This window comes from Pseudoalteromonas sp. SMS1 (genome assembly GCF_021530565.1).
Taxonomy (GTDB): Bacteria; Pseudomonadota; Gammaproteobacteria; order Enterobacterales; family Alteromonadaceae; genus Pseudoalteromonas.
Window position 1 is genome coordinate 265,509 of sequence record NZ_JAKGBI010000003.1, and the last position, 24,174, is coordinate 289,682.

18 protein-coding genes are annotated in these 24,174 nt (G+C 43.2%); 14 read left to right on the plus strand and 4 right to left on the minus strand.

Annotated features, from left to right (window positions below; genetic code table 11):
• Positions 1-283: 283 nt before the first annotated feature.
• Positions 284-1,099, minus strand: coding sequence for a hypothetical protein (locus L1286_RS04900; protein WP_235405787.1), 816 nt, complete (start codon positions 1,097-1,099; stop codon positions 284-286).
• A 482-nt stretch (positions 1,100-1,581) separates the two neighbouring features.
• Positions 1,582-2,442 carry a YicC/YloC family endoribonuclease gene (locus tag L1286_RS04905; RefSeq protein ID WP_235405788.1) on the minus strand — a complete coding sequence of 287 codons (861 nt, stop codon included), beginning with the start codon at positions 2,440-2,442 and terminating at the stop codon, positions 1,582-1,584.
• A 153-nt stretch (positions 2,443-2,595) separates the two neighbouring features.
• Here L1286_RS04905 and rph point away from each other — a divergent pair, with 153 nt between their 5' ends.
• The 8 genes from rph to trmB all read left to right on the plus strand — a co-directional run bounded on the left by rph (position 2,596) and on the right by trmB (position 10,392).
• Positions 2,596-3,309: a ribonuclease PH gene (gene rph / locus L1286_RS04910; RefSeq protein ID WP_235405789.1), complete on the plus strand. Its 714-nt coding sequence runs from the start codon at positions 2,596-2,598 to the stop codon at positions 3,307-3,309.
• 17 nt (positions 3,310-3,326) lie between these two features.
• On the plus strand, positions 3,327-3,971 hold the full coding sequence (gene pyrE / locus L1286_RS04915; protein WP_235405790.1) for an orotate phosphoribosyltransferase: 645 nt from the start codon (positions 3,327-3,329) through the stop codon (positions 3,969-3,971).
• A 136-nt stretch (positions 3,972-4,107) separates the two neighbouring features.
• Positions 4,108-5,457 (plus strand): UDP-N-acetylmuramate:L-alanyl-gamma-D-glutamyl-meso-diaminopimelate ligase, encoded by a 1,350-nt coding sequence (gene mpl / locus L1286_RS04920; protein ID WP_235405791.1) that lies wholly within the window; start codon positions 4,108-4,110, stop codon positions 5,455-5,457.
• Between the two features lie 4 nt (positions 5,458-5,461).
• Positions 5,462-6,079, plus strand: a complete 618-nt coding sequence (locus L1286_RS04925) for a flavin prenyltransferase UbiX (protein ID WP_142052506.1) — start codon at positions 5,462-5,464, stop codon at positions 6,077-6,079.
• Positions 6,080-6,120: 41 nt separating this feature from the next.
• A complete protein-coding gene (locus L1286_RS04930) occupies positions 6,121-7,041 on the plus strand; it encodes an ABC transporter ATP-binding protein (protein WP_235405792.1) in 921 nt (306 codons plus the stop codon).
• A 2-nt stretch (positions 7,042-7,043) separates the two neighbouring features.
• Complete coding sequence (locus L1286_RS04935; RefSeq protein WP_063356805.1) at positions 7,044-7,811, plus strand: ABC transporter permease; 768 nt, start codon at positions 7,044-7,046, stop codon at positions 7,809-7,811.
• Between the two features lie 300 nt (positions 7,812-8,111).
• Complete coding sequence (locus L1286_RS04940) at positions 8,112-9,497, plus strand: fibrinogen-like YCDxxxxGGGW domain-containing protein (RefSeq protein WP_235405793.1); 1,386 nt, start codon at positions 8,112-8,114, stop codon at positions 9,495-9,497.
• 223 nt (positions 9,498-9,720) lie between these two features.
• Positions 9,721-10,392 carry a tRNA (guanine(46)-N(7))-methyltransferase TrmB gene (gene trmB / locus L1286_RS04945; RefSeq protein ID WP_235405794.1) on the plus strand — a complete coding sequence of 224 codons (672 nt, stop codon included), beginning with the start codon at positions 9,721-9,723 and terminating at the stop codon, positions 10,390-10,392.
• 21 nt (positions 10,393-10,413) lie between these two features.
• Here trmB and L1286_RS04950 read toward each other — a convergent pair whose 3' ends face one another.
• The gene (locus tag L1286_RS04950; protein ID WP_235405795.1) at positions 10,414-12,300 is read right to left on the minus strand and encodes a bifunctional diguanylate cyclase/phosphodiesterase; all 1,887 of its coding nucleotides are present in this window, start codon (positions 12,298-12,300) and stop codon (positions 10,414-10,416) included.
• A 292-nt stretch (positions 12,301-12,592) separates the two neighbouring features.
• On the opposite strand from L1286_RS04950, the gene panP reads away from it, so the two are divergent.
• Complete coding sequence (gene panP / locus L1286_RS04955) at positions 12,593-14,218, plus strand: pyridoxal-dependent aspartate 1-decarboxylase PanP (protein WP_235405796.1); 1,626 nt, start codon at positions 12,593-12,595, stop codon at positions 14,216-14,218.
• Positions 14,219-14,589: 371 nt separating this feature from the next.
• Complete coding sequence (locus L1286_RS04960) at positions 14,590-15,672, plus strand: sensor domain-containing diguanylate cyclase (protein ID WP_235405797.1); 1,083 nt, start codon at positions 14,590-14,592, stop codon at positions 15,670-15,672.
• A 5-nt stretch (positions 15,673-15,677) separates the two neighbouring features.
• Here L1286_RS04960 and L1286_RS04965 read toward each other — a convergent pair whose 3' ends face one another.
• Entirely contained in the window at positions 15,678-19,097 is a 3,420-nt protein-coding gene (locus L1286_RS04965; protein WP_235405798.1) for a hybrid sensor histidine kinase/response regulator, read from the minus strand.
• Positions 19,098-19,495: 398 nt separating this feature from the next.
• On the opposite strand from L1286_RS04965, the gene L1286_RS04970 reads away from it, so the two are divergent.
• The 4 genes from L1286_RS04970 to L1286_RS04985 all read left to right on the plus strand — a co-directional run bounded on the left by L1286_RS04970 (position 19,496) and on the right by L1286_RS04985 (position 24,036).
• A complete protein-coding gene (locus L1286_RS04970) occupies positions 19,496-19,759 on the plus strand; it encodes a DUF4212 domain-containing protein (protein ID WP_235405799.1) in 264 nt (87 codons plus the stop codon).
• A gap of 11 nt (positions 19,760-19,770) precedes the next feature.
• Positions 19,771-21,495 (plus strand): sodium:solute symporter family protein, encoded by a 1,725-nt coding sequence (locus L1286_RS04975; RefSeq protein ID WP_235405931.1) that lies wholly within the window; start codon positions 19,771-19,773, stop codon positions 21,493-21,495.
• 80 nt (positions 21,496-21,575) lie between these two features.
• A complete protein-coding gene (locus L1286_RS04980) occupies positions 21,576-23,414 on the plus strand; it encodes a DUF294 nucleotidyltransferase-like domain-containing protein (RefSeq protein WP_235405932.1) in 1,839 nt (612 codons plus the stop codon).
• Between the two features lies 1 nt (position 23,415).
• Positions 23,416-24,036, plus strand: coding sequence for a 3'-5' exonuclease (locus L1286_RS04985; RefSeq protein WP_235405800.1), 621 nt, complete (start codon positions 23,416-23,418; stop codon positions 24,034-24,036).
• Positions 24,037-24,174 lie beyond the last annotated feature (138 nt).

Genomic DNA, 24,174 nt, shown 5'->3' on the forward strand with positions numbered 1-24,174 from the left:
ACACTATATAGTCAAGCCATAACGCCTGGCTTGACTAAGTGTTTGCTAAGCCGAATTAACTTGTGCTTTGAGGCTTTCTTGAATGAAAAATTGCCAGTGCAATATACACGCAAGTCGCATACATGTTAATTAACGGAATACATGCAGTAAAAACAGCCAAAACTTTACTGTAACTAAACTTATGTGCCACAAATATATTTACCAGAAGGCAAATTAAAATCTGCATGGCTAACAGCACTGGTGCCAAATGTAAATCGCCGTTTCTAAGCATTTCTATCATATTCTAAGTCCTTTGAATTGGGACAATAATGACTCTGCCCCTTACTCCAGTTTGAATTACTCTTACTTCAATACCGTACTGCGAAGCCTTTTCTAAATACTCATTAAGCTTTGCTTGCGACGAAAACTCATAGGTACCTTGAATCGAAATACCCGCATCTGGGATCCGGTTACCTTCAGAGTCAGTCGCACTTTCACTTGCGTACGATAATCTTAGTTTAGTCCCTGAGCGTAAAGTTGCCGCTTTCATTTTAAGTTGAGAGCCATCTTCAAACTCAAAGAGTAGCTCTATTCCAGCGACTGGATCGTAAAACAGTCCGCCAAACGCTGACACAATCTGTGTTGCCCAATATTTTAAAGACTCGTTTTGTGCGGCCCAGTCGTCAAATCGGTCACGACTACTGCTATTCTGTGCCATCTCCCAAGCTGAGCGATATCCACTGCTACCTGGCACCAATGTCTTTCTGGCCATGTGCATGTATGATTGTGCGCGTCTGGCTTTTTCAACCAAGCTTTGAGGGGTGGTTGCCCTGCTGGCCGTAACCACGGTTTCTATTTCGCCAAATCTGTCGAGTATGGGCCTTGAAGAAACACGAAATGAGCCTGCCAACCCATGAGGGATACTGACGAGATGCACGGTATAAGATGACGACATGCTATCGCCATTAGTCCGATCAAAAATATAAGACTGTGCCTGTTGTTGCATTGATGTCATCGAAGCGCAACTTGAGCAGGTAAGGTAATCATCGGCACTGGCTTTTAAACTCCATACGAGCATTAAAGCCGCAATTGAAACAGAGTGAAATAGAACTTTAATCATATTGATATCTCCTTTATTAAAATGCCGTTTAAATGTTGTCTAAGCGCACAGAACTCGCAATTAATTTGAAGTGAATAAAAAGCAGGTTAAATAAACTTAAAAATTAACTCATTAATGTTGTATTACTTGCGGGTAAATGCGGTGCTTGACATATGTCATAAATTCGGAGATTTCGTGTTGATTTCTATATTAACTCAATGAAAGAAAAGGGTATTTGTTTTTCTAATTAAGATTATTTGATATTTAATATTTTTTTTATGCATATTTTAATGATGATTTTTGCTTATTTTAATATTAATTAAATCACCTATAGCAGGCCGATTGATGCCTTAAATCTTTAAGAGACGTTATATAAAGGTTGAGAGAAGCGGTGTTTTGATTGCGATTGAACGACTTTTGAGGGAGTTTACAGGGGGAAAAGAAATCATTTTCCCCTGCATTTGCGCGCCAATCGCTATTGGCAGCATTCAGGATGGGATTGCTTATTCGATATTCTGGATCTGTTCACGCATCTGCTCAATTAAGACTTTCAACTCAACAGCCGCATTGGTGATCTCTGCATTGATAGATTTAGAGGCTAGAGTGTTCGACTCGCGGTTAAACTCTTGCATCATAAAGTCTAAACGACGGCCACATGCACCGCCTTTTTTCAAGATTTTATGCGTCTCTTTAACATGTGACTTCAAGCGGTCAAGTTCTTCAGCGACATCTTGTTTTTGCGCAAGATAAATAAGCTCTTGTTCAAGGCGAGATTCATCGATTTCAGCTTGAAGCTCTTCCAGTTTTTGAGTGAGCTTATCACGCTGCCACTTAGAGACTTCTGGCATATGGCCTTCAACCACCGCGACTTGCTCTAATATCGCATCTAAACGGGTTGTGATCATCGTTTCAAGGTTGGCACCTTCGCTGGCTCTTGCCGCTTTAAAGTCGGTGACTAATTCATTAAAGCCTTCAAGTAACGCGCTGTTTACTTCATCTAAATCAACTTCTTCGGCTTCCATTACGCCAGGCCAACGTAAAATATCCGCAGGGTTGATGTCACCACCACTTTGAGATTGAACCCATTTTGCGTTGTCGATCAGTTGCTTTGCTAATGTTTCATTAATCGACATTTGACCAACGTGTGCGGGGTTTGCTGCAAACTTTAAATAGACCTCAACTTTGCCTCGTTGTAGCTGTTTACGAAGGCGTTCGCGTACTACTGGCTCTAATGCCCTAAATTGTTCCGGTGCACGGATAAACGTTTCAAGATAGCGTTGATTGACTGAGCGGATCTCCCAAACCCCAGTGCCCCAATCTCCTTTCACCTCTTTTCGAGCGTAGGCGGTCATACTATGGATCATATAAAGTTCCTATTTTATTAAGTTAGCGTGGCCATTATAGCCTAAGAAAAACGCTGCTCGATAGGTAAAGCTAAGATTTCTTTTGGTATTGCGTGGCATAGCGCAGAGGATCCCTTTATAATATCGCGAAACTTTGATGATAGGGGAACGTGGATGCGTCCAAGTGAAAGAACTGCGAATCAGATTAGACCTGTAACATTTACCCGTAACTATACAATGCATGCAGAAGGCTCAGTGCTTGTAGAGTTTGGCAATACAAAAGTGCTGTGCACAGCAACAGTGGAAGCGGGCGTCCCGCGTTTTATGAAAGGACAGGGTAAAGGTTGGATCACCGCAGAATATGGTATGCTTCCTCGCTCTACTCATACCCGTAATGGTCGAGAAGCTGCCAAAGGCAAGCAAGGCGGCCGTACGATGGAAATCCAACGCTTAATCGCACGTGCACTACGTGCAGCGGTTGATTTGTCTGCCCTTGGCGAAAATACAATCACGATTGATTGTGACGTATTGCAAGCAGATGGTGGTACACGAACCGCTTCTATCAGTGGAGCCTGCGTTGCTTTGGTTGATGCGCTTACGCATATGCGTACAAAGGGCATGATCAATGCTAACCCGCTTAAGTTCATGATTGCAGCTATCTCGGTTGGTGTATATAACGGTGAAGCAATCACAGATTTAGAATACCTCGAAGATTCTGAAGCGGAAACCGACATGAATGTGATCATGACGGAAACAGGCAAGCTTATTGAAGTTCAAGGCACTGCGGAGGGCGAACCATTCTCGTTCGAAGAACTTGATGAGCTTTTGGCACTGGCTAAACACTCTATTCGCGAAATCATCGATATGCAAAAACAAGCTTTAGCGTAAATATATAAAGGTGAGTTATGAAACAGTATCAAAAAGAGTTTATTGAATTTGCACTAGAAAAGCAGGTGCTCAAATTTGGTGAGTTTACGCTTAAGTCAGGCCGTACAAGCCCTTACTTTTTTAATGCCGGCTTGTTTAATACTGGTCGCGATCTGGCGCGCTTAGGGCGTTTCTATGCTGCGGCGCTAGAGGATGCGGGGATCGAGTATGACGTATTATTTGGCCCTGCATATAAAGGCATTCCAATCGCGACGACGACGGCGGTCGCACTGGCAGACCACCATAATAAAGATGTTCCTTATTGCTTCAATCGCAAAGAGAAAAAGCAGCATGGTGAAGGCGGTAACCTAGTAGGGTCTGAGCTAAAAGGTCGCATTATGTTAGTCGACGATGTGATTACAGCGGGCACCGCTATTCGCGAGTCGATGGAAATCATTCAGGCGAATGAAGCAGACTTGGCAGGTGTACTGATTGCGCTGGATCGTCAAGAAAAAGGCAAAGGTGAACTTTCTGCTATTCAAGAAGTTGAGCGCGACTTTGGTACTGAAGTTGTTTCCATTGTAAAACTTGCAGACCTTATTACTTATCTTGAGCAGCAAGGCAGTGCATCTGAGCACTTAGCTGCGGTTAAAGCTTACCGTGATCAATACGGCGTAGCGTAATCTTTTCGAGATTATAAAAATACCAGCCAAGGGGCTGGTATTTTTTTGTCTGTGCAAAAGTGTTTTGCACACAAAGTCAGCCTAGGCTCATGGGAGTGTGTTACCCTAAGGGCAAATTTAATAACTAGCTGAACTTATGCATATTCATATTCTTGGGATCTGCGGCACCTTTATGGGTGGTATTGCAGCCATCGCACAATCTTTGGGCCACAAAGTGACTGGCTCAGATCAAAACGTTTACCCGCCAATGAGTACACAACTTGAATCTTTGGGTATTGAGCTGACTCAGGGCTACGACCCGGCGCAGTTGGAACCTCAGCCGGATGTAGTTGTGATCGGTAACGCAATGAGCCGCGGCAATCCGTGTGTTGAATATGTATTAGAGAAAGGCTTACCTTATACATCAGGGCCTGAATGGTTAAAGCACCATGTTTTACAAGATGCTTGGGTATTGGCGGTGGCTGGTACTCATGGCAAAACCACTACAGCCAGTATGTTGGCTTGGCTACTTGAGTACGCGGGGTTAAAGCCTGGATTTTTGATTGGTGGTATTGTTCAAAACTTTGGTGTGTCAGCACGAGTGAGCGATACGCCATTTTTTGTCATTGAAGCGGACGAATACGATACCGCGTTTTTCGATAAACGCAGTAAGTTTTTGCACTACTTACCACGTACATTGATCTTGAATAACCTTGAGTTTGATCACGCAGATATCTTTGCTGACTTAAGCGCAATTCAAACCCAGTTCCACCACCTTATAAGAACCCTGCCAGGCCAAGGCAAAGCCATTTACCCAGCGCAAGACATTGCAATCAATGAAGTCATTGAACGCGGTTTTTGGAGTCAAAAAGAATCGTTAGGGAAAGATTGGTCGTATCAACTAATCAATCCAGATGGCAGTCGATTTAAAGTCGTGCTGGAAGGAGACATTGTTGGTGAGGTGAACTGGCAAGCAATTGGTGAACACAACGTAAAAAATGCCATTATGGCGATTGCTGCAGCACGGCATGTCGGTATTCCTGTGAGTGTGAGCATTGAAGCTCTGGGTGAATTTAAATCCCCGAAAAGGCGCATGGAACTAAAAGCTGAGATTGCAAACATTTGTGTCTATGATGATTTTGCTCACCATCCTACAGCGATAGAAACGACGCTTGCTGGCCTTAGAGCCAAAGTCGGGAAAGAAGAAATTATTGCGATTCTTGAACCTCGCTCCAATACCATGAAAATGGGGGTTCATCAGGAGACGTTGATGAATGCATTAGAGGTGGCTGATAAGGCATTCGTTTATGAGCCTGAGGGCTTGTCTTGGTCCCTTCAACATGCGGCAGACGAGGCGGGACGTCAGTGTTTTTCAAGCACCGATGATATTGTGGCGCAGGTGGTAAAGCAAGCTAAGCCTAACCAACATATATTAATCATGAGTAATGGCGGATTTAATGGCATACATGATGCCTTAATCGCTGAGCTTAACAAGGTAATGTCATAATCACATGTCAAAATATAAAGATCCCATCACGTTAGCATTTAGTGGCGCATCAGGCGCACCTTATGGCTTGCGCTTATTAGAAGTGCTTGTTGAACTTGATTATCAAGTATATGTACTTATATCTAGTGCTGCGCGAGTGGTGTTAGACACAGAGTCTAACGTCAAGCTGTCTGGCAATGAAGAAAAAGCCACGGAACAATTAAGTGTGCTTTGCAAAGCCAAAGATGGACAGATAAAAGTATTTGGTAAAGACAACTGGTTTAGTCCGGTGGCTTCTGGTTCGGCTGCACCTAAAAAAATGGTGGTATGTCCATGCAGTGCGGGCAGTGTGTCAGCCATTGCACTGGGGGCGTCAGATAACTTACTGGAGCGTGCAGCAGACGTGGTGATTAAAGAGCGAGGGCAATTGATTTTAGTGCCTCGTGAGACGCCATTTAGTCCAATCCACTTGGAAAACATGCTGAAACTTAGCCAGCTAGGCGTGACGATTATGCCAGCCGCTCCGGGCTTTTATCACCAACCACAGTCAATTGAAGATCTCGTGGATTTTATGGTGGCGCGCATTTTGGACCATTTGAATATTGAACACACGCTCGCCAAACGTTGGGGTTATGGCGATTAAATAAAGTGAAACACATCTAGGGGATTGGGGATCCAAAATACATGACAACTGCATTAAGTATAAAAGGCTTGCGAAAAGTCTATAAAAACGGTGTCGAAGCTGTAAAAGGGATTGATTTAGAAGTACAGCAGGGCGACTTTTTTGCGCTGCTTGGTCCAAATGGGGCCGGAAAATCGACGACTATTGGCGTGATAGCTTCACTGGTCAATAAAACTGAAGGCGAAGTTACGGTATTTGGCCACTCAATAGATTCAGCGCTAGAAGCCGCTAAATCTGAGCTTGGTCTTGTTCCGCAGGAATTCAATTTCAGTCAGTTTGAAACGCTGAATCAGATCTTAGTAAATCAAGCTGGTTATTATGGTGTACCGCGCCAAGTGGCCCATGAACGCGCTGAAAAGTATCTGAAGCAATTAGGTTTATTTGATAAAAAAGATAAGCAAGCGCGTACTTTATCAGGAGGTATGAAACGCCGCTTGATGATAGCCCGAGCTTTGATGCATGAACCAAAACTGCTGATTTTGGATGAACCAACCGCAGGTGTTGATATTGAACTAAGACGCTCTATGTGGGATTTCTTACGTGAAATCAACAGTCAGGGTGTGACGATTATTTTGACTACGCACTATTTAGAAGAAGCCGAGTTATTGTGTCGCAATATCGCCATTATTGATAAAGGGGTCATTGTTGAACACACCACAATTAAGGCGCTACTAGCAAAGTTAGACAAAGAGACGTTTGTTCTGGACTTACAGGCGCCAATTAAGCCTGTGTCACTTGAGGGCTATCAGTTTAACCTTGTTGACGATCATACGCTCGAAGTAGAGGTCGAAAAGTCACAAGGCTTAAATGGGGTGTTTACTCAACTTAGCGAACAGGGCAATACCGTGCTGAGTATGAGAAATAAAGCGAATCGATTGGAGGAGCTATTTGTTGGTCTATTAGAGCAGGGGCGCAGTAAATGAGTATTGTAAAGTATCGAGTGGCACTGAAAAGTATCTGGATTAAAGAGTGTATTCGTTTTTTGCGGATCTGGGTGCAAACACTGGTGCCACCAGCCATAACGATGACGCTCTACTTTATTATTTTCGGCAGTTTAATCGGCTCTCGAATTGGTGAAATGGGTGGCTTTGGTTATATGGAGTTTATTGTTCCCGGTCTTATCATGATGTCGGTGATCACCAACTCTTATTCTAATGTGGCTTCGAGCTTTTATTCGACTAAGTTTCAAAAAAGCATTGAAGAACTGTTAGTTGCACCAGTGCCCAATTACATTATTGTACTTGGTTATATGGGTGGCGGCATGGCACGAGGCATGCTGGTGGGCCTTATCGTGAGCATCGTGAGTTTGTTTTTTGTAGATATTCAAATTCATAATATTGCGGTGATTGTGGCGACGGTGGTATTAACTTCAGCGGTGTTTGCTTTAGGTGGCTTAATCAATGCTGTTTACGCAAATAGCTTTGATGATATCAGTATTATTCCAACATTTGTGTTAACGCCTTTGACCTACCTAGGTGGTGTTTTTTACTCAATTCAATTATTGCCTGAGTTTTGGCAAGGTGTGTCACAGATAAACCCAATCATCTATATGGTTAATGCGTTCAGATATGGCTTTTTAGGTGTTTCTGACGTCAATATTTACGTCGCTTTTGGGGTATTGATTGGCTTTATTTCAGTGCTGTTTACGATTGCATTGACACTGATTAAACGTGGTGTTGGTTTGAGACACTAGTATTTATCTGTTTAGCACCGCCCACAATAGGCGGTGCTCTATAACGAGACATATCATTCTCAATACAGTCAACTCCCTCAAAATAACCCTTCTCACTTTTCTCTTCTTAACAGCAACGATCTTCATGGTAAGAAAGCTTAGTGCTAATACTCAAATTTAAATATTACTGCAAATTATAACCAGTACTTTTTTCTATAATTCAATACTTTATGATTGAGTCTGTAGTTTAATATGAAGGTTAACAGTATAATTTGGTTATCGGAATAATAAATTACCAACCAATAGTCAGAGGGAATAAGGATGACTAAAAAAGCTCTACTTGCGCTATGCATTTCTTCAGTTTTTACCGCTCAAGCGGTGGAACTGCAAACTAACCAAGTGAATGACCAAGGCATTGCTGTGAACAAAAGCGCACAGCAGGCTATTTTTACAGGTGTGCCAACCTTGAATGATGTAAGTCCAGGTACCGTATCTGTCGTAGACAATAACGATGGCACCGTGGCAGTTAAATTTTCTGAGTGGTCTTATTTAGATGGTGCTCACCAAGATGAAACCGTTCCAACGATGGTAATGGGCATTGGCCGCCATCAGCAGCTGGATGGTTCTATTTGGGAGGTAGGCGTAATTGATCTTGATGCTGCGAGTAAAATGGTTTCTTTCCAAGAAAAGATGCCGCAGGTGCCATATGTATTTTTAACGGGTCAAGCACTTAATGGTACAGAGCCATACACAGCGAGAGCGAGTCACGTCACCCGAGAAGGCTTTAACGCGCAAGTTCAATATCAAGAAAGTAGCAAATCAACAACGGCCCAAAAAGTTGCTTATTTAGCAGTCTATGCGCCGAATAATGCAGGTGCTTTAGATTCAGGAATTAACTATAAACTGGACCAGACGAGAGTAACGGACCAGCTTACTTCAGTTGGTACACATGATATTCAATTACAAGAAGAGCAATCGAGTGACTCGGAAGTAACCCATACGACTGAAGTAATTAACGTACTTGAATTGAATGAGCACTTATTTGCACAGGATATTACCACCTTAGGTGGAGATACCATGACCATTCGAGCAAACTTGAATGTACGTGAGCCAAGTGTACCTGTACCACAAAGTTGTCAGGCTATTCTAAGCTCAGACCCTTCTGCTCAGTCGGGTTATTACAAACTTGATGTAGATGGCGAAGGTGGATTAAGCGAGTTTACAACCTACTGTGATATGGAATATCAAGGCGGTGGTTGGATGCTTGTGAGTCTTAGGTTTGTTCCAAATAAAAACTACAATGGCTGGCCAAATGATCTGACAGGCTTTTTTGTAGAGGCGCAGAACATCACTTCATTTGATGATAACTACTACTTACCTGATGCGCACTGGAAAACTATCAAAGATACGTTCCAAGAGTTAATGATCACAGCGCCTACGGCAAATGGAGCATACGCGATTGCTGATATTGCGGTATTAAAACAGGCTAACTGTATGCCATTACAAGAAACACTGGGTTTGATCCCTGGAGAGTCGGGCGAGAGAAGATACAGACTATTCTGGCATGAGAACTCAGGTTGTTCAGGTTCTGGTAGTGATTATTCTATGCTTAACTACCAAAATATCTATGGTTTCTCAAGCATATACAAATCAACAAACATTAGCTCGTATGTATCTCAGCATACGTCGTATGTTTATGTAAGATAAGCCTTACCGTTCTGCATGGCTGTTTGGGGACACAAAATTATTGTGCTCTTCAATCGGCCATGAAACTGATACCAAATATACCCCAGTAGGAACAAAAGGGTATTTAATTTGACGACCAGTCTAGAGAATCGCCTGCACAGCCCTATTAATTTGACAATACGCTATTTACTTTGCTCACCAAGCTTCTAAAATTGCTCCATTTACAGATAAAAATACGAGTACCATGGCTGACGCAAACTCTCGAAGTATCACCACTAACCAGACTGAACTGCATGAAAAGCTGGATGAAATTGTCCAAAAGCACCTTAATTCAGAGTTCAAAAAGCCTATCGCAGCGCATACTTTAAACGCATTTAATGAAGTGAATGAAAAGGTTCAGGCTTTTAACGGGCCAATTATTTTGGACTCCTGTTGTGGGGTGGGTGAAAGCACAGCTAACTTAGCAGCATTACATCCTAATGCGCTCGTCATTGGTATCGACAAATCTTCCCACCGACTTGATAAGCACGATGTGGAGTATAAACAGGATGAGCATGGGCAGTATATTTTAGTGCAAGCGGACTTGAATGACTTCTGGCGTTTAGCGTGTGAAGCGAACTGGCAGCCAACCCATCACTATTTACTTTATCCAAACCCTTGGCCCAAGGCGAAGCATATCCAGCGTCGTTGGCATGGTGCTGCGGTTTTCCCATATATCGTTAAATTGGGCGGCTGCTTAGAGGTACGAAGCAATTGGAATATTTATGTAAAAGAGTTTGCCCGAGCATTGCATCTTGCAGGTATAGAAGCTGATGTGCAGCCATATCAAAGTGACAACGCTATCACGCCATTTGAACGAAAGTACTGGGCTAGCGGTCAATCCAGTACGCGCTTAGTGGTAAAGATCAAACAGTAAAAAGGCACCTTATGGTGCCTTTTAGCTATCAAAAATAGGTGCTTCTTGTGGTTCTTTAATATGCGGTGCAGCAGCACCGATATAGGAGCCCTCAAACATCGTAATATGAGTTTCTTCAAGTTGTTGTAGCTGTGTTTTGCTCGTAATCCCTGACACAATTAAAGATATTTGACTGTCTTTACATTGTTCCCCGATATGTTTTACGAGCCCTCTTACTTGTGGGTTATCAGCGAGTTGCTCAACAAGCGTCTCTTCAAGTTTGACTGCATTAATCGACATTTTTAGCATTCTGCTGATGGTGAGTAGGCCGCTGTTACGTGAATTTACAAGGATATTTACCCCCTTACTGCGCAATATACTGATGATTGCTGACATATCATTAAACTGGCTGATCAGGGCTTGTTCATCTAATTCAAACGTAATTAGGTTCGGCTGTGGGTAGCGGTTAATCGCTTGGCTAATGCACTCCATCATTTGGGGATCGCTTAAATCCTGAGGCGTCAGCGCTAGACTCCAAGCGATATTCGTTTTTCTAAACTGAGTGACACATAACTCCAACATTTGCTTTGTAAGTTGAGAGTTTAGACGCGAATGCTTGATGACCTCGCCAAATGCTTGGGACTTAAGAATGACGCCCTGTTCGGTCAATACGCGTGGAGCACAGTGATACTGTACAATCTTGCCGTCATGAATACGTGCCCTTGGGGTAAAGTATGGAATGATACGGTGTTGGTCAAAGGCACTTTGCACTGTTTTTGCGATGGCCAAGTTGGACTCTTGTAGCAATTTGGTTTTTTGTGTTTGCTGACCATAAATGTACGTTGTTGGACGTAATTGCTGAGCTTGGCGGCATGCGATAAATGCATTTTCCAATAGGAGGCCTTTATTCCCTTTAGCGATACCCGCCTTGAGTTGAATGTATAACAGTGGTTCATCTAATATAGGTCGAGAAAAAGGAAATTCAGAGATCAAATTATTCAGGTAATGTTCGCCATTTGGCGTGTCACACAGTAAAACAAGCTTCGAGGTCGCCAGTCGATAAACCTTAAATGGTTTTGTAAAACCCTGAAAGTAGCGCATGACATTTTGAATAACGTTGTCGCCAACTGCCGCGCCGTAAAAACTGATGATTTCTTCTAGTTCGCAAATTGAAATAATTGCCAGACTTAAATGTTGGCGTTTGGCGTTGAGTAAATCTTGTTCTAGGGCCAAGCGGTTGGCAAACCCTGTTCTGGCATCTGTTGTTAAAGTACGTCGATAGACCAGCAAATACATACCAGCCACGAGCAACGCAATACAAAAGAAAAAGCTGGCAGACAGGGCTGCTTGGGCGACGTTGTCTTGCAGTTGCGACTCAATGTGAGAAATGGGGATGTCAGCACCGGTTAAATAGATTTGTCCTTTAGGCGTAATATGCGGGACGAAAATAGTTTTAAAATGTCCCCACTTGTCAGCGGACACCTCAAACACAGCCTTTGTAGAACGAAAAGCGCCTTTATTAATCGTTGTTGCTTCTGGGTAGATATCTCTAAATAAGGTAATGTTACCGTTGGTAATGTCATCTACGGTATAGCTGGACGCTGTGAAACGAACATGTGGCGAGTCATATACCATAGTGTAGACATATTCGACGCCAACCGCTTGTGCGAGCTTGGTCAGTTGTTCACTTGCATGTTTAAATTCGGCTTCGCTGATGTTGTTGAGGTTATCGTGATAATCAGCACCGACAAATAGGTTGGCACTTTGTGCTGCGATCCGCAGTGTTTCATCGATGTCTTCCATGATCACTGTTTTGGTATGATGGTAGGTGTAGTAAACGTACCCTGCCAGCGATATCACGAAGGTAAAAAAACCCACCAACACCCAAGTAAAAGAGGGAGGACGGCGAGCAAAGTTCCATTTTTTCATTGCAGTTCCGATTGCCTGAGCATTAACAATATTGCAAATTTTATAGGCTTGGTGAGGATTTTACAAAGTATTTCATTAAATGACGGTTAAGTATGTTCCTAAAAAGCCCTATTTCATCAATTTATATAGAAAATAGCGTTTAAGATTACTTTTTTACTCCCTATTTGCAGACTTTCCCGTAACTTTAAAGTAGAGTTAGTCATTTCGTAATAAATTAGCAAGGTAGATGTGCCTATCAGACGCAGCCTCGTGGCGCACACATCTGCCTACTCTTTTGTGATTGGGAATTAGAATGGGTCCAAAGCGTTGTGCAGTCGCTTCTGAAGAAAGCTTAATGCGAATCTTTACCGTACCAGAAGCGCCAGGCTCTACACTCAGTAAAATAGAACAAGAAATCTCACATAACCTAGCTGGGTTTTTGAATGAGAACATTGCTGCTGTTGAGAAGCCATTACACGAGATAGAAAAAGATTTTCAATCTGCTTCTATCCCTGAAGAGCCGACTTTTGTTTCGGATTATGCTCAAGATATCATGGAGCAGTTAGTCGCGCATTCGGTTCATACCGCGTCACCAAGCTTTATTGGCCATATGACGTCTGCATTGCCGCATTTCTTGCTGCCGCTCTCTAAATTGATGGTTGGGCTAAACCAGAACTTAGTAAAGATTGAAACTTCAAAAGCTTTTACGCCACTTGAAAGGCAAGTTCTGGGCATGATGCACCACTTAACTTATGGCCAAAATGATGCCTTTTATCAAAAGTGGATGCACAGTGCTAAAAATGCACTAGGCGCCTTTTGTTCAGGTGGCACGATTGCGAATATTACTGCTCTGTGGATTGCGAGAAACCGCCTGCTTAAGCCAGATGGCGATTTTAAGGGGATCTCTTCTCAAGGTATGTTTGCAGCCATGATGCACTATGGCTATAAAGGGCTGGCAGTCTTGGTATCTGAGCGAGGACACTACTCGTTGGGTAAAGCGGCGGATGTATTGGGTATTGGCCGAGAGAACTTTATTGCTATCGGGACGGATAACAACAACAAAGTAGACATGGTTGCAATGCGAGCAAAGGCATTAGAGCTAGAGTCACAAGGTATTAAAGTAATGGCCATTGTGGGCGTTGCAGGGACTACTGAGACGGGTAGCATTGACCCGCTCGTTGACATGGCACAGTTGTGTGAAGAATTAAATTGTCATTTCCATGTGGATGCAGCATGGGGGGGCGCCACATTATTGTCCAATACATACCGGCATTTGTTATCAGGCATTGAAAAGGCTGACTCAGTGACGATCGATGCACATAAGCAAATGTATGTGCCGATGGGGGCTGGTATCGTATTATTCAAAGATCCTGCTGCGACGGATGTGATTGAACACCACGCTGAATATATTTTACGTAAAGGTTCAAAAGACTTAGGTAGTCATACCTTAGAGGGGAGCCGCCCCGGCATGGCAATGTTAGTGCATGCGTGTTTGCAAGTAATAGGTCGCAAAGGCTATGAAATGTTGATAGATCATAGTATAGAAAAAGCACAATACTTTGCTGATCTGATCGTCAATCAGGATGATTTTGAGCTGATCTCTCAACCTGAACTGTGCTTACTCACCTACCGTTACGTGCCTAAAGCGATTAAAGCCGCGCTAGAGACAGCGGATGCGCAAGAAAAGTTGGACATCTATGCTGCTTTGAATCGATTAACGGCGAGCATGCAAAAAAGGCAGCGTGAAACCGGTCGTTCATTTGTATCGCGGACGCGCTTGACGCCAGAGCAATATGATAACCAGCCTACGGTTGTATTTAGAGTTGTGTTGGCAAATCCATTGACCTCTTACCAAATGCTGAATGATATTTTGGAGGAGCAGCGTGAAATGGCGCAGCATGACCCAATTATGAAAAAGTATTTACTAAAATACTTGTGATAAAAAGGAGCTTTCAGCTCCTTTTTATTTTCCACACAATGCAAATTGAACGTCCCACTTTAGGGGGCTTCTTGTAAATCAATGCCTTAGCTTTCTACATCGAAATATCCCAAATAATAAAATGTTTATAGGGGATGACGTTGGTCGCATTTTTTGCAAAGAAGCATTGCCAGTGAGATAAAAATGGGTGATTTTTTATCTCACTGGCGTATTATTATTCAAAGCAGTGGCTTAGTTGTTTTACCCCAAAACAAAGGTATCTGGAAATTGGTAAAACAGAACCAATGAAATACTTGGTACCAACTTTCTATTGGTAAGTTGCGAGATGACTTGGAAACAAGTACAAAACGAGATGTATTTGGGTGAATAAATTGGCTGTAGATAGTAGAGAAAATGATGATTTGTCTAACCATAGGCATAATGAGCTCACGCACGTTACGCAAAGGCTGAGGCGTGTTTTATCCAAAGAAGTCGATGTCTCCGTTGGCCATCAACAATTTCTCGCTGATATTATTTCGGAAGGTAAGGCATTACTTAATGTGAGTCGTGTATCGGTGTGGCTGTTCGATGATGCGGCTCATCCCACCAAATTAATAAACTATGCCAACACAGATTGGAATGCTGTCTTTTCAGGGTCTATGCCTGAACTTCTTGTGACCGACTATCCCATATATTTTCGTACTATTGTGAGTGGTGAAACCATCTCGGCGCGCAATGCATTAACCGATTCTCGGACCTGTGAATTCAGAGAAGGGTATTTAAAACCGCAACAGATATCTGCGCTACTTGATACTGCTATTTTTCAAAATGGTTTAGCAATTGGTGTAGTGTGTTGCGAAGGCCGCTTTCATCCTCGAGATTGGTTGTCGTGGGAAGTGGTTGCTGCGGAACTCATTGCGGATTGTTGCAGCCGTCGATTATTGGTCCATGAGCTGTGGCATATGCAGCAAAAGTTAACTGAAATGGCGTTTCAGGATGTGCTTACCGGACTGAAAAACCGTCGATATTTAATGGACTATGCAAAGAGTGAAATGAGTCGTCATCAACGCTCTGATAGGCCTTTGAGCTTGCTCATGATTGATTTAGACCGATTCAAGGGGATTAATGACAAGTATGGGCACGATGGTGGGGACGAAGTATTAAAACGTTTTTCTGACTGTTGTACTAACTTAGTTAGGGCAGAAGACTGCGTGTGTCGGCTAGGAGGCGAGGAGTTCATTATTCTGCTGCCAGAGACGGAAGTTGCGTTGGCTATTAACGTCGCACAGCGACTTCGTGAGGAAGCTGCTGCGCTTACAGTACCGTATGAAGGACAACAGATATCTTTTACCGTCAGTATCGGTGTTGCAGATGTCAATTTAAATATGCCTTTTAGTAAGTCTCTAAAAGCGGCTGATCAGGCTGTCTATCAGGCCAAAGCCGCAGGTCGTGATCAGATCAAGTTAGCGCTCTGACATAGTCAGTAAGAATGATTGAATAACGCTTTTAGTTTTGCAGGCTTCAAAGGCTTCGTTAAATAGTGAATTTGGCATTCTTTTACGTGTGTTTTTAGTGATTGATCGCGCACCGCGGTAATGAGTACTGCCGGTATGTCACTTTGCCATATCTCGCGCAAGGTCTTGATCAAGGTAATGCCATCGCAGTGTGAATCCAATTGGTAATCGACTAAAAGCATATCGGGTGCTTTGTTGTCTTTTGCATACTGTATCGTCTCTTCGACTTGACTAAACAAGTTGTGCTGAAGCTGCCACTTTGTGAGTAAGCTCGACATAGCCGATAAATTGTTAGGATCGTCATCTATGACCATCACCTTGAGCTTACGTTTGTTGTCAGTCTGATTCACCTGATTGGGTGAGACCACTTGACTCTCATCTCCCAGCGGTACATCAATATAAAAGCGGCTGCCTTTTGTGGGCACTGATTTAATAGCCAGTGGAATACTCATCAAGTCGCATAGTCGCTTCACAACACCAAGGCCTAACCCAACTCCTCGGTTGTCTCCCGCTTCAATGCGATAAAAGTCATTAAAAATCTTTTGTTGTTCATGATGGGTAATACCGGGACCCGTGTCCCAAACCTCTATACGTAAACTGTGCGCGCGTTGTCTACAGGCAATTAAAACACGACCTGATTCCGTGTACTTCACGGCATTGGAGACTAAGTTTTGAACGACTCGACGTAAATACGTGATATCACTGTGCACGGTAAACTCGCTGTTCCTGACTTTCAGCTTGAGGCCTTTATCCTGACATATGATTGCGTACTCATTTTCCAGTGGCGCTAAGATGTCTGTGATTTTAAAGTGACGTGGCGTCGGTTGCATGGCACCTTGCTCTAACTTAGCGATGTCGAGTAACGATGACATCAAGTGCACAGTAGAGTCCAAGCTGTCACCAAGTTTGTGAAGGTTACTGCGCTCAGCGTCAGGTAAATGCTTTTCCTCTATAGCACCTAAATATAATCTGGCGGCATTTAAGGGTTGTAAAATATCGTGACTTGCGAGCGCCAAAAAGCGTGTTTTACTGTCATTGGCTTTTTCGGCTTCTTTTTTAGCCGCCACTAAATCCTGTTCAATTTTTTCTCTGGTGGCGATCTGGGCTTTAAGGTCTTGGTTGATCGCACGGATTTCTAGCATTCTGGCCTCAATGCGATTTTCAAGATCCATATTGATTTCTTCTAACGCATTTTGTGTGGCCATGTGCATCGTGATATCAGAAAAACTTGTTACAAACCCGCCGCCGGGCAATGGGTTACCTGTCATCTCAAACACTTGGCCATTCTCTCTGTGACGAATATAATGGTGTGGTGTCCCATTTTTAAGATGTTGTACACGTTTCTCTACTAGCTTCTCTAGTGCGCCGGGACCACATTCACCACGTTGTGCGTTATAGCGAATAATTTCTTCAATATCTTGTCCCACTTGTAAATATCCCTTGGGGTATTCAAACATCTCATGGTATCGCTTGTTCCAAGCAACAAGCTTTAAATCTTTGTCGACAACAGAAATACCATGGCTAAGGTTTTCCAAAGAGGTAAATAGCAAGTTTTGATTAAACTGCAGGGCTTGTGTGGTTTCATCGAAGAAAGTGACGACTTCTTCAAATGCCATTTGCTTTCCTGAAGACACGGCATGGATCAGAGCCTGTGCGGATGATGCGCCTAATACACCGGTTAGGGCACGTTCACAAAAGCTAATAAAATCAGCCGTTGGGGAAGCGTTGTTATTATCGATATCTTCATTGAGAGCATAGTGACCAAGCAATTGCTGGCTACGTTGGATCCCCAAGAACGTTTGCAGTAAGACCTTAAAGTCATAGACTGTGGCCTTGACTTCTTTGTTGAGCTTCTTAGCCAGTGCCGCTTGTTCTTTAGGCTTAACAAATGCAGTTGCCTGCAATTTGTCGATTAAACGCTCATATGCACCTAAGGAAAAACTGATATAACAGCTGATATTGGCCAATAAAGCGAGGAGTGTACCGCGTGTTACAATGGATTGTTGAGTTTGGTAGTCCAACAATTCTGGCGTAGATATAATGGGTAGTAATAAAAATAAGGCCCAGCAAATGAGACCCGCAGTGAGCCCCGCGTATACACCATAGGCATGCCCTTTACGCCAATAAAGCCCACCGACTATTGCGGGCAGTAATTGCGTGACTAGCGAAAAGGCAACCAGCCCCATACTCGCCAGTGCGGCGCCATGCCCGACCCATTGTTGATATAAATAGGCCAATAATAATATGGCGCCAATGATAAAACGTCGAACCAAGAGAATTTGAGATTTGTAGTTGTTGGTTAGGAGGCTTCTTTTAAACCGTCTCTTTAGTAACAAGGGCAGAACAATATCATTGGATAGCATGGTACTGAGTGTCAGTGTTGCAACGACAATCATAGCTGTTGCTGCTGACAACCCACCGATAAAAACGAATGTTGAAATGACGGGGTATTCAAGATTCAGTGGCAATGCCAATACAAAGCTATCGGCTGAAATTTGCTGACCTATTTGTGGGTGAATGGCCGCGCTAGCAATGGGGATAATCATCAATGCTATGAGCATTAAATAGAGAGGGAATGCCCATCTGGCAGTATTTAAGTGATTACTATTTTGATTGTCGACCACGGTAACGTGAAACTGTCTTGGCAAGCATATAATGGCAGCAGCAGCCATCAATGTCTGGCCAATAAAATTGAAGTTAGAAAAGTCAAAATCTTGCCAATGCGCCCACACAAAATCAGTATTTTTTTGGACCACAATGGCTTGAAAAGATAGATAAGCAACCGCAATTAAAGCCAGCAGCTTTATCACTGATTCAAAAGCAATGGCCAGCATTAAACCAGATCGATACTCCGTGACATCCACTTTTCTTGCACCAAAAAAGATGGCAAACAGTGCCATCATCAAGGTGCCGGTGAGCGCCAAAGCTGCGCCTGAAATATCGTCATTATTACGCAGTAGTTCAAAACTGTTGGCGAGGGCTTTGAGTTGCAGTGCGATATATGGAATGGTTGCGAGCAGGGCGATTAGTGTCACCATGATAGCTGTGGTTTGGCGTTTTCCATAGCGGGCACTGATAAAGTCGGAAATGGTTGTAATATTTTGCTTTTTACTGACTAAAATCAGCTTGCGTAAAAAGCCATGACCAAACAAAAACAGCAAGGCTGGGCCTAATAAAATTGGGAAAAAGTGCCAACTGCTCGCTGCTGCAGTGCCGACAGAGCCATAATATGTCCACGAGGTGCAATAAATCCCCAATGCGAGTGCATAAACAAAAGGGTGATGACTGATTTTTTGTGCCAAAGGGGTTTGTTTGTCACCCCAATTAGCTAACCAAAATAGCAATCCGATATAGCTAAGAGCAACGAGTATGAGGGCTGCAGTCATCTTGAATCCTAATAGATGTTTTTGATTGTATTGTTAATTTCTAGCCTTAGTGCTGATTTATCATATCTGGCTTAGTTTCTATAAGCCAGTCATCGCGAATGAAGAATATAATACACTGATTATTAAGGAATAATGCTTGTTTGTTGTGCTATTTAGACTAATGTCTTATATAGCATGGATTGTTAATACTAAATGTATGAGAAGCATAATAATTTCATAACTATCTGATTTATATAACTATTAAAGTTATTCAAGTTCGGTTTTCTTGCAGTTTACGTAAACGTAAGATTGGTTTTACGACTAAGGTCTCAATTCAATAATCCAAAGCCATTGCTACAGTCAAAAGGTCAATTAATACCAACACATTCATTTTGAATGAGTTAAAGGGGGAGTAAATAATGGCCTTTAAAAGTGAAGAACAAGCAAAAGCATATTGGTCAGAAAATCTAGCCTTGATGTTTAAACTGCTGACAATTTGGTTTGTCGTATCATTCGGTTTTGGCATTTTACTGGTAGATGTCTTAAATGAAATACGTTTTTTCGGGTTTAAATTGGGCTTTTGGTTTTCCCAACAAGGTGCAATTTATACGTTTGTTGCTTTGATTTTTGTCTACGTATCAAAAATGGATGCGCTTGATAAAAAATACGGCGTGGATGAATAGGGAGCAACATGATGGATGTTCAATCGTTTACATTTTTAATCGTTGGGCTGAGTTTTGCCCTCTATATTGGTATCGCAATTTGGGCACGTGCAGGTTCAACGAATGAATTTTATGTTGCCGGTGGCGGTGTGCCGCCATTGGCCAACGGGATGGCAACCGCCGCTGATTGGATGAGCGCAGCCTCGTTTATTTCTATGGCGGGAATTATTTCTTTTGCAGGGTATGACGGTGGTGTTTATCTCTTAGGGTGGACAGGTGGTTACGTGCTTTTGGCGCTGTGTTTGGCACCTTATCTACGTAAATTTGGTAAATTTACCGTGCCAGATTTTATTGGCGATCGTTACTACTCTCAAGTCGCGCGTGTGGTCGCTATTCTGTGTGCCATTTTTATTTGTTTTACTTATATAGCTGGCCAAATGCGCGGCGTTGGTGTGGTATTTTCACGCTTCTTAGAAGTTGATATTGAAACCGGCGTGTACATCGGTATGGTGATCGTATTCTTCTATGCTGTCCTCGGCGGTATGAAAGGGATCACATATACCCAAGTCGCACAGTATTGCGTATTGGTATTCGCTTATCTTGTACCAGCGATATTTATTTCGATGATGATGACAGGCCACTTGCTACCACAAACTGGGTTTGGTGCAACACTCGCCGATGGTTCAGGCACGTATGTATTGGATAAGCTTGATGGGTTGAGTGCGGAACTGGGCTTTGCGCAATACACCGAGGGCTCAAAGAGTATGATTGATGTCTTTGCCATCACCGCAGCATTGATGGTGGGTACGGCGGGTCTACCTCACGTCATTGTGCGCTTCTTTACGGTACCAAAAGTAAAAGACACACGTATTTCAGCAGCTTGGACATTGGTGTTTATCGCAATTGTATACACAACAGCTCCAGCCGTTGCATCGTTTGCACGCGTCAATATGATTGACACCATCAATGGTAAAGATGGCAGCGGTACCGCGTATGCTGAAGCGCCTCAGTGGGTTAAAAATTGGGAAAGAACAGGGCTTATTACTTTTAACGACAAAAATGGTGACGGCAAGATGTTCTACTCAGCAGGTAAAATTGACGACCCTGCGAGCACAAACGAAGTAAAAATTGACCGCGATATTATGGTACTTGCAAATCCTGAAATTGCTGACTTGCCAGCATGGGTAATTGCATTAGTGGCGGCGGGCGGCATAGCGGCTGCATTGTCAACAACGGCTGGACTCTTGCTGGTAATTTCTACCTCAGTTTCCCATGATTTGCTCAAGCGTACATTGAAACCTGACATCAGTGATAAACAAGAATTACTGGCAGCAAGGCTTGCAGCAATGGTGGCCATCGGTATCTCTGCGTATTTCGGTATTAATCCTCCCGGGTTTGTCGCCTCAGTGGTAGCCTTTGCATTTGGTTTGGCGGCGGCAAGTTTCTTCCCGGCAATTATCATGGGTATTTTCTCTAAACGCATGAACAAGGAAGGCGCAATAGCCGGTATGGTTTCGGGTATCGGCTTCACTGCGGCTTACATTATTTACTTCAAGTTTATTAGCCCTGAATTGAATGCGCCAGCCAACTGGTTGTTTGGGATTTCACCTGAGGGTATTGGGATCATAGGCATGGTTGTAAACTTTGTGGTGGCTGCTGTGGTTATGAAGTTGACAGCTGAAACGCCAGAAGAAGTCAAGCGTATGGTTGATGGGATCCGTAATCCAAAAGGGTCTAGTGCTGCTCACGCACACTAATATTCAAACCGCAAAAAATAGCCCAGTTTTTTAGCTGGGCTATTTTGCTTTGAGATGATAAAAATATGACGCAAACAGGAATGACAGTAGAACATCAGGATGTTTTAGGCTTTGTATCAAAGCAGTCTCCATTTAATGCGCTTCCAATAGCGAGTGCACATTATTTTGTTAATCATGCTGAGGTAATTTATCTCACGGTACATAATCAAGCAGATGCTTTACAGGACGAAGAGAAATATTTATACCTCGTAAGGACGGGGATATTTGACTTGGTTGACACGACGGGAGAGGTGGTGACCCGGTTGTCTAGTGGTGATTACTTTGGCTATCCGTCGCTATTGACTGGGGAGGAAATCAAAAACCGTCTTGAAGTGCAAAGCCCTGGGCTCATACTCATATTGCCACAAGCAGGTTTTGATTTTTTGCGACATGAATACAAGCTATTTGAACAACACTTTGTGAGGGCGCATAAAAAACGTTTGCTATCCAGTCATTACCAAGAACGTGGCAAAGGGTGGTCCGAGCGAAAAATCTCAAAACTAATGACCAAGTCAGCGGTTGTATTAGAGCCTACAGCCAGTATTGTTGAAGCTGCGCAAGTCATGCAATCTGAAGGGGTCTCCTCAGTGATGATAACCGAGGGAGGACAATTGCATGGCGTTGTCACGGACAGAGATTTGCGCAATCGCGTATTGGCGAGTGAACTTGACCCTGCTATGCCGGTAGCATCGATCATGACACCTGAACCTAAGTTTATCTTTGAGAATAATCGAGTATTTTCTGCTTTACACCTCATGCTAAAGCACAATATTCATCACCTACCGGTGCTAAATGAGGCGAGAGTGCCGTTAGGAATGGTCACCAGCACCGATCTATTGCGACTCCAAAACAGCAATCCCGTGCAACTAATAGGTCAGTTGTACAAAGCAAGTAGCGCACAAGAATTACAACTTTTAGCTAAAGAGATCCCAGTCCTATTGCGAAGCTTCTCAAATACGGTGGAAGATATTTCATTTGTGGGAGCACTGCTAAGCGGGTTGACGGATGCCTTGATGAGCAGACTCACAGAGCTCTTTATCAAGCAGCATGGTGATGCACCTTGCGCATTCAGTTGGATATGTTTTGGCTCTCAAGCGCGAGAAGAGCAAACGCTGGACTCTGACCAAGACAATGGGCTGATCTTGGCGAATGATATTAGCCCTGCCGAGCGAGCATATTTCGCATCTTTAGGTGAATTTGTGACTCACCAATTGGTTGCGTGTGGAATTCGAGCATGTCCTGGTAATATTATGGCAAGTAATGAGTTGTGCAGAGGCACCGTGGATGAATGGGCAGCACGGTTTTATGGCTGGATGATGTCACCGACGCCGCAAGCAATGCTCAATTGCAAAATATTCTTTGACCATCGATACATCTGTGGCGAGCAATCGCTATACCAAAAATTGACGACACAACTTAGTGAGATCAGTCGAAAGGAGTTATTTTTTGCTGCAATGGCAACGGATATCAGCACCAATAGCGTGCCAATAGGACTGTTTCAACAGTTTAAATTGCAGCGCAGCAAAGATAAAAGCAAATACTTAGATTTGAAAACGCGAGGAATCGCAATCATCAATGACTTGGTAAGAATATACGCGCTCAAGTGTGGGATTAACCAAGCCAATACGCAAGCGCGTTTAAAAGCACTGAAAGCGCACACTCAGCTAAATAAAAGTGATATTTATAATTTACAAGATTGTTGGCGATTTTTAACTCAACTCAGGCTTCGCAGCCAAATTGAGCAGCATCAATTACCGGCAAATTGTATTAACCCCGAGACCCTCAGTTCTTTAGAGCGACACCAGCTAAAAGAAGCATTCCATTTAATTAAGCAAGCGCAGCAGGCATGTGTTTTTAAGTTTGCGAGAGGAAGTTTGTAAAATGATGCGATGGAAACTCCCTTGGTTTTTTAAACATGGTGCAGCAAAAGGCTTATGGATTGAACGTGAATTCGTTGTATTAGATTTAGAACTCACGGGGTTAGACTCTGCGCAACATGAAATCGTCTCCGTGGCTTGGGTTATCATCAAGCGAGGAAAAATTGTCCTATCTCAATCACGGTATATGCTAAATCGCGGCGTAGAATGTTTAGATCAAAGTCCCATTTTTCATGGTATTGATGACGTTCAGCTGGAAGCTGGACATGATATTGACGACATCATGCATGCGTTGGCCAAGGTCCTTGAAGGGCGGGTTTTGGTGTGCCACAACACGCCGCTTGATTGGTCGTTTATACACGCATCATTTTTGGCGATGGGCATAACGACACGTCCCACGCATATGATAGACACCCTGAAAATAGAAAAGTCGAAGTTGCTTCGTCAGCATCCACAGTTAATTCAAGATCATTTGCGCTTGCCTGCATGCAGAGCACGATATGGATTACCGGATTATCAAAGCCACCACGCGCTGAGCGATGCGTTGGCGACTGCTGAGCTTTTACTGGCGCAAGTAAATCATTTGGGCGCCCAAAAGCATATTAAGTTAAACGCGTTACTTTAGACGTCGTTAATATGAGTTTTATAGTGGCTCACCGTATAACCAAGAAAAATTTTTGCATATCCCTTACACATTTGTTCAAGGTCGATTACAATAGCGCCATCTTTATAAGGGAGCGTCGATAACTCCTTTTTGCACTTA

Excerpts from the sequence above, each read along its gene's own strand:
- L1286_RS04900 (WP_235405787.1), bottom strand. The coding sequence starts at position 1,099 with ATGATTAAAGTTCTATTTCACTCTGTTTCAATTGCGGCTTTAATGCTC.
- L1286_RS04905 (WP_235405788.1), bottom strand. The coding sequence starts at position 2,442 with ATGATCCATAGTATGACCGCCTACGCTCGAAAAGAGGTGAAAGGAGAT.
- rph (WP_235405789.1), top strand. The coding sequence starts at position 2,596 with ATGCGTCCAAGTGAAAGAACTGCGAATCAGATTAGACCTGTAACATTT.
- pyrE (WP_235405790.1), top strand. The coding sequence starts at position 3,327 with ATGAAACAGTATCAAAAAGAGTTTATTGAATTTGCACTAGAAAAGCAG.
- mpl (WP_235405791.1), top strand. The coding sequence starts at position 4,108 with ATGCATATTCATATTCTTGGGATCTGCGGCACCTTTATGGGTGGTATT.
- L1286_RS04925 (WP_142052506.1), top strand. The coding sequence starts at position 5,462 with ATGTCAAAATATAAAGATCCCATCACGTTAGCATTTAGTGGCGCATCA.
- L1286_RS04930 (WP_235405792.1), top strand. The coding sequence starts at position 6,121 with ATGACAACTGCATTAAGTATAAAAGGCTTGCGAAAAGTCTATAAAAAC.
- L1286_RS04940 (WP_235405793.1), top strand. The coding sequence starts at position 8,112 with ATGACTAAAAAAGCTCTACTTGCGCTATGCATTTCTTCAGTTTTTACC.
- trmB (WP_235405794.1), top strand. The coding sequence starts at position 9,721 with ATGGCTGACGCAAACTCTCGAAGTATCACCACTAACCAGACTGAACTG.
- L1286_RS04950 (WP_235405795.1), bottom strand. The coding sequence starts at position 12,300 with ATGAAAAAATGGAACTTTGCTCGCCGTCCTCCCTCTTTTACTTGGGTG.
- panP (WP_235405796.1), top strand. The coding sequence starts at position 12,593 with ATGGGTCCAAAGCGTTGTGCAGTCGCTTCTGAAGAAAGCTTAATGCGA.
- L1286_RS04965 (WP_235405798.1), bottom strand. The coding sequence starts at position 19,097 with ATGACTGCAGCCCTCATACTCGTTGCTCTTAGCTATATCGGATTGCTA.
- L1286_RS04970 (WP_235405799.1), top strand. The coding sequence starts at position 19,496 with ATGGCCTTTAAAAGTGAAGAACAAGCAAAAGCATATTGGTCAGAAAAT.
- L1286_RS04975 (WP_235405931.1), top strand. The coding sequence starts at position 19,771 with ATGGATGTTCAATCGTTTACATTTTTAATCGTTGGGCTGAGTTTTGCC.
- L1286_RS04980 (WP_235405932.1), top strand. The coding sequence starts at position 21,576 with ATGACAGTAGAACATCAGGATGTTTTAGGCTTTGTATCAAAGCAGTCT.
- L1286_RS04985 (WP_235405800.1), top strand. The coding sequence starts at position 23,416 with ATGATGCGATGGAAACTCCCTTGGTTTTTTAAACATGGTGCAGCAAAA.